The sequence below is a fragment of the Mycobacterium aquaticum genome (genome assembly GCF_002086485.1).
GTDB classification, from domain to species: Bacteria; Actinomycetota; Actinomycetes; order Mycobacteriales; family Mycobacteriaceae; genus Mycobacterium; species Mycobacterium aquaticum.
On the sequence record NZ_MVHF01000039.1, the window covers coordinates 63545 to 69544 of the forward strand.

The following is a 6000-nucleotide window of genomic DNA, read 5'->3' on the forward strand; positions in this document are numbered from 1 at the left end:
GGCGGAAACGCCGGATTACTCGACGACCTCGCCGGTGGTTTCGTAGGTGGCGATCTTGCCGATCCGCCGGACGTGGCGCTCGGCATTGCTGAACGGCTCGGCCAGGAACGCCTCGATCAGTTCGGTGGCCTCTTCCACGGAGTGCTGCCTGCCGCCGACCGCAACGACGTTGGCGTCGTTGTGCTCGCGGGCCAGTTTCGCCGTGTCGAGGTTCCACACCAGGGCCGCGCGCACGCCCTTGACCTTGTTGGCAGCGATCTGCTCACCGTTGCCCGAGCCGCCAAGCACGATCCCGAGGGCGTCCACACCGGCGGCCTGATCGGCCACCACCGCGAGTGCGGCATTGATGCAGAAGGCCGGGTAGTCGTCCTCGGCGTCGTAGACCTTGGGCCCGTGGTTGATCATCTCGTAGCCCTTGGCTGACAGGGCTTCGATCAGGTGGGAGCTGAGCTCCATGCCGGCGTGGTCGGTTGCGATATGAACGCGCATGTATCTGGGTCCTTCAGACTTGTCGGGGATCCGGCGTTACTTGGCAAATGCGAGCTGGGCGTTCTTGCGTAGCGATTCGATGGCTTCCTCCGGAGACGGCTTCCCGTACACCGAAGATCCCGCCACGAAGATGTTGGCACCGGCCTCGGCGGCGCGGGCGATGTTCTCCTCGGTGACGCCACCGTCGACCTGGATGGCCACGTTCACGCCGGAACCGTCGACCGCCTCACGAGCCCGGCGGATCTTGGGCAGCGTGACGTCCAGGAAGGCCTGGCCGCCGAAGCCCGGCTCCACGGTCATGATCAGCAGCATGTCCAGTTCGGAGAGCATGTCCAGGTACGGCTCCACCGGAGTGGCCGGGCGCAGGGCCATGCCCGCCTTCGAACCACGCGCACGCAGTTCGCGGGCGAGTTTGATGGGCGCGACCGCAGCCTCGACATGGAATGTCACCGAGTCCAGACCGGCGTCGGCGAACATGGGTGCCCAGCGGTCGGCGTCAGCGATCATCAGGTGGGCGTCCAGCGGGATCGGGCTCACCTTCTGCAACCGCTGAACGACCGGCAGACCGATCGTCAGGTTCGGGACGAAGTGGTTGTCCATGACATCCACGTGCGCAGCATCAGCGTTGCTGATGCGAGCCAGTTCGGCTTCGAGGTTGGCGAAGTCGGCCGAGAGGATGCTGGGGTTGATACAGCATTTCTGCGGTGAAGCGGACATGGTGTCTGCCTTTCGATAGCGGTCAGTCAGGGCATGCGAGATCGGGCCTTCGGCCACGGATCGCGCCGCGGCCCGGTTGCCGGCCGCCGTGGAGACGTTTCGGTCCCCACGGCGGCCGAGGCAACCCGGAGACGGGTCAGGAACCCTTCTTGGCAGAAGCGAGGACACCCTCGACGTCGGCCAGGAGGTCCTTCCAGCTGGCGACGAACTTGTCCAGGCCTTCGGACTCGAGCAGTGCGACGACATCATCGTAGGAGATGCCGAGGCCCTCGATGGCGCTGAGCACCTCTTTCGCCTCGTCGTACTTGCCGGTAATGGTGTCCCCGGTGACGACGCCGTGGTCGAACGTGGCGTCGAGGGTCTTCTCCGGCATGGTGTTGACCACGTTGGCGGCGACGAGCTCGGTGACGTAGAGGGTGTCCGGGTAGGCCGGATCCTTCACACCGGTCGAGGCCCACAGGGGACGCTGCGGGCGTGCACCGGCCTTGGCCAGCAGTGCCCAGCGCTCGGTGCTGAAGAGCTCCTCGTAGACCTGGTAGGCCAGGCGGGCGTTGGCGACACCGGCCTTGCCCTTGAGCGCCTTGGCCTCGTCGGTGCCCAGCGCGTCGAGGCGCTTGTCGATCTCGGTGTCCACGCGGGAGACGAAGAAGGACGCGACCGAGTGGATCTTCGACAGGTCGTGGCCGTTGCTCTGAGCCTGCTCCAGACCGGACTGGAAGGCGTTGATCACGGCGCGGTAGCGCTCCAGCGAGAAGATCAGGGTCACGTTGACGCTGATGCCCTCGGCCAGGACGGCGCTGATGGCTTCCAGGCCCTCACGGGTGGCCGGGATCTTGATCAGGACGTTGTCCTTGGCGACCTTCTTGTAGAGGTTCTTCGCCTCGGCGATGGTGCCTGCGGCGTCCCACGCCAGGCGCGGGTCGACCTCGATGGAGACGCGACCGTCGACATTGTCGGTGGCGGCGGCGACCGGCGCGAACAGGTCGCAGGCGTCGGCGACGTCGGCGGTGGTGATCTCGAAGATGGTCTCTTCGACGTTGGCGCCGCGAGCGGCGAGCTCGGCGATCTTCGCGTCGTAGTCGTTACCGGTGGTGATCGCGGCCTGGAAGATCGACGGGTTGGTGGTGACACCGACGACGCTCTTCTCGTCGATCAGCTTCTGCAGCGAACCGCTGTCGAGGCGACTGCGGGAAAGGTCATCGAGCCAGATCGAAACGCCGGCTTCGGAAAGCTGTGCAGTGGGGGTTGCGTTGCTCATCGCTTCTGCTTCTTCCTTCGAATATCGAATACGTTGGCTGGTTTGCGGTCGCGCCGCGGGACGGCCCAGTGGGCGGTCCCGCGGCGCGCCGGCGGCCATGCAGCTGAGGGGTTACTTGCCTGCGGCGGCGATGGAGTCCTTGGCGGCAGCGACAACCGCTTCGGTGGTGATGCCGAACTCCTTGAACAGGCGCTTGTAGTCCGCCGAGGCACCGAAGTGCTCGAGGCTGACGGAACGACCGGCGTCGCCGACCAGTTCCTTCCAGCCCAGGGCCAGACCGGCCTCGACCGAGACGCGGGCGGTGACGGCGGCGGGCAGCACGGACTCGCGGTAGGCGGCGTCCTGCTTGTTGAACCACTCGACACACGGCATCGAGACCACGCGGGTGGCGATGCCCTCGGCCTGCAGGGCTTCGCGAGCCTGGACCGCCAGGTGAACCTCGGAACCGGTGGCGATCAGGATCACCTGGGCCGGCACGGTGGCGCCGTCCTTCGAGGCCTCCGCCAGCACGTAGCCACCCTTGGCCACCCCGGCTGCGGACGCGAAGGTGTCACCCTCGGCCGCACCTTCGCCGCGGGCGAAGGTCGGGATGTTCTGGCGGGTCAGCACGATGCCTGCCGGGTTCTCGTGGTTCTCCAGGATGGTCTTCCACGCCACGCCGACCTCGTTGGCGTCGCCGGGACGAACGACATCCAGGCCGGGGATGGCACGCAGCGTCGACAGCTGCTCCACGGGCTGGTGGGTCGGGCCGTCCTCGCCGAGGCCGATCGAGTCGTGCGACCAGACGTAGACCGACGGCACACCCATCAGGGCGGACAGCCGGATGGCCGGGCGCTGGTAGTCGCTGAAGATCAGGAACGTACCGGAGAACGCGCGGGTGGGGCCGTGCAGCGAGATGCCGTTGACGATCGAGGCGGCAGCGTGCTCACGGATGCCGAAGTGCAGGACCCGACCGTAGGGGTTGCCCTTCCACGCGTTCGTCGAGCGCGATTCCGGAATGAACGAAGGCGATCCCTCGATGGTCGTGTTGTTCGACTCGGCCAGGTCGGCCGAACCGCCCCAGAGCTCGGGCAGCACGGGGCCCAGAGCGTTGAGGACCTTGCCGGATGCGGCACGGGTCGAGACGTCCTTGCCGGCTTCGAAGGTCGGCAGAACGGCGTCGACGCCATCGGGCAGCTGCCTGGCCTCGATGCGCTGCAGAAGTGCGGCGCCCTCGGGGTTGGCGGCCTGCCAGGCCTGGAAGGACTCTTCCCATTCGCGACGTGCGGCAGCTCCACGGTCCACGGCCTCACGAGCGTGGGCCAGGATGGCCGGCTCGACCTCGAAGGACTTGGCGGGGTCGAAGCCCAGAACTTCCTTCACCGCCGCGACTTCCTCGGCGCCCAGCGCAGAACCGTGGATCTTGCCGGTGTTCTGCTTCTTCGGGGCGGGATAGCCGATGATGGTGCGCAGCGAGATGATGGACGGCTTCGAGGTCTCGGCCTTGGCCGCCAGCAACGCGGCGTGAAGCTCCTCGACGTCTTCCTTGTACTCACCGGTGCGGGTCCAGTCCACGCGCTGAACGTGCCAGCCGTAGGACTCGTAGCGCTTGAGAACGTCCTCGGTGAAGGAGATGTCGGTGTCGTCCTCGATCGAGATGTGGTTCTCGTCGTAGACCACGACGAGGTTGCCCAGCTCCTGGTGTCCGGCCAGCGACGAAGCCTCGGAGGTCACACCTTCCTGCAGGTCGCCGTCGGAGGCGATGACCCAGATGGTGTGGTCGAACGGGGAGGTTCCGGGGGCGGCGTCGGGGTCGAGCAGGCCGCGCAGGCGACGCTGCGAGTAGGCGAAACCGACCGAGGACGCCAGGCCCTGGCCCAGCGGGCCGGTGGTGATCTCGACGCCCTTGGTGTGCTTGTACTCCGGGTGGCCCGGCGTCAGCGAGCCCCAGGTGCGGAAGGCCTGCAGGTCTTCGAGCTCAAGGCCGTAGCCGGCGAGGAACAGCTGGATGTACAGCGTCAGCGACGAGTGTCCCGGCGACAGGATGAACCGGTCCCGGCCCAGCCATTCGGCGTCGCTGGGGTCGTGCCGCATCAGCTTCTGGAACAGCAAGTAGGCCGCCGGGGCCAGGCTCATCGCCGTACCCGGGTGACCATTGCCGACCTTCTCCACCGCGTCCGCGGCCAAAACCCGGACGGTGTCCACAGCGCGCTGGTCCTCGGCCGTCCAGTTCAATGACGTGGAATCGGACACGGTGCCGATCGCATCTGCTGTCTGAGTCACGTTTTATCCCCTTTGATTCGGTCATCGGCCCGTGACGGCCGCACGGATACTTCTGGTCGATCGCGTGATATCGATGATCGCGAACCAAACGGGCAGGGGAAACGCTATTTTCTGACGGTTAGGACTACACTTTCGGACTGGCTGGACGATTTCATCCGCGGTAGGCCGCGATAGACTGACCGCATGAGCACAGCCATCGACCAGCCGCTGAAGGCAGACTCCTTGCTCACCACAGGCCTGCCGTGGCCGCTTCTGCACACCATCGCGTCCTTGGCCGAGGCCCCGCTCATCCAGATAGCCGAGCGCCTCCGCACCGCTACCCTCCCCTACCTGAAAAGCAGTGCGCTGGTGATCTTCACCGAAGACTGCACGGGCCGGCCGCAGAAGAAGGCCGGCGCCGAAGAGATCATCTCGCGGGTCTCCATCACCGAACTCGACGCACTTCGCACCAGCCTGGGTGACGAGACGTTCTGGTCCGGCAAAGCTGAGCTCGCCGGCGAGCCCCGCCCGCTGTACGCGCTCAAACACCCCTCCAGCGGCGCCCTGCTCGTCCTCACGGATCCGGAACCGGCGGCCGGCGCGGACCATGACACCGGACTGGACCTGGTGACGTATCTGTGGCGCCTCGCCGCCCAGCGCATCCAGGAGAAGGTGGCCGACGCGCCGCCGTCGTACCTGCTGGAATCGCGGGCCGCCTCAGCTGAACGGGTCCGTGTGACCGCGGAACTGACCGATCTGCACTCCACCACCCTGGAGACCCTGCTGGCGGCCCTGCGCTCGTCGTCACTCGATGACGCGACCGCACGCACGACCGTCACCGATCTCGCCGCCAAGGCCCTGGTCGGGCTGCGGACGCACAGTGATCGCACGACGGGCCTGGTCGAGGTGCCGGTCGCGATCGCCTTCGAACGCCTACGCGAGGACCTGCGACCGCTCACGCGGTTCAGCGGCCTCGAGATCGAATTCATCGAACCCCCGCAGAACGGCAGGGCACTGCCCGGCGAAGTCGCCCACGCGGGCCGCGCCATCGTCCGGGGCCTCGTGCTGGCCATGATGGAGCAGCCGGAGATCAGCCGGGTGCGTACGCAGTGGGACTGCGACGGTGAGAACCTGCTGATCAATGTGCGCGACGACGGCCGAGGCATGCTCGACGCCGATGCGCCCAGCATCGGTCGGCTGGACCGGCAGGTCCAGGCGCTGGCCGGGCAGCTGCGGGTCGAGGTCATGCCACGCTGGGGTGCAGACGTATTCGTCACCCTCCCCCTCGACCTGCC

The 6000-nt window shown here is 66.8% G+C and carries 5 protein-coding genes; 1 reads left to right on the plus strand and 4 read right to left on the minus strand.

The window, feature by feature from the left end:
• Positions 1–15 precede the first annotated feature (15 nt).
• From BST13_RS28605 to tkt, 4 genes are all read right to left on the minus strand, one after another.
• The gene (locus tag BST13_RS28605; RefSeq protein ID WP_083168287.1) at positions 16–489 is read right to left on the minus strand and encodes a ribose-5-phosphate isomerase; all 474 of its coding nucleotides are present in this window, start codon (positions 487–489) and stop codon (positions 16–18) included.
• Positions 490–525: 36 nt separating this feature from the next.
• The gene (gene rpe / locus BST13_RS28610) at positions 526–1206 is read right to left on the minus strand and encodes a ribulose-phosphate 3-epimerase (protein WP_083168307.1); all 681 of its coding nucleotides are present in this window, start codon (positions 1204–1206) and stop codon (positions 526–528) included.
• Positions 1207–1342: 136 nt separating this feature from the next.
• Positions 1343–2464: a transaldolase gene (gene tal / locus BST13_RS28615; RefSeq protein ID WP_083168289.1), complete on the minus strand. Its 1122-nt coding sequence runs from the start codon at positions 2462–2464 to the stop codon at positions 1343–1345.
• A 111-nt stretch (positions 2465–2575) separates the two neighbouring features.
• Positions 2576–4726, minus strand: coding sequence for a transketolase (gene tkt / locus BST13_RS28620; protein WP_083168291.1), 2151 nt, complete (start codon positions 4724–4726; stop codon positions 2576–2578).
• Positions 4727–4909: 183 nt separating this feature from the next.
• On the opposite strand from tkt, the gene BST13_RS28625 reads away from it, so the two are divergent.
• Positions 4910–6000 (plus strand): sensor histidine kinase (locus BST13_RS28625; protein WP_083168293.1); only part of this gene is annotated, 1091 nt, incomplete at its 3' end.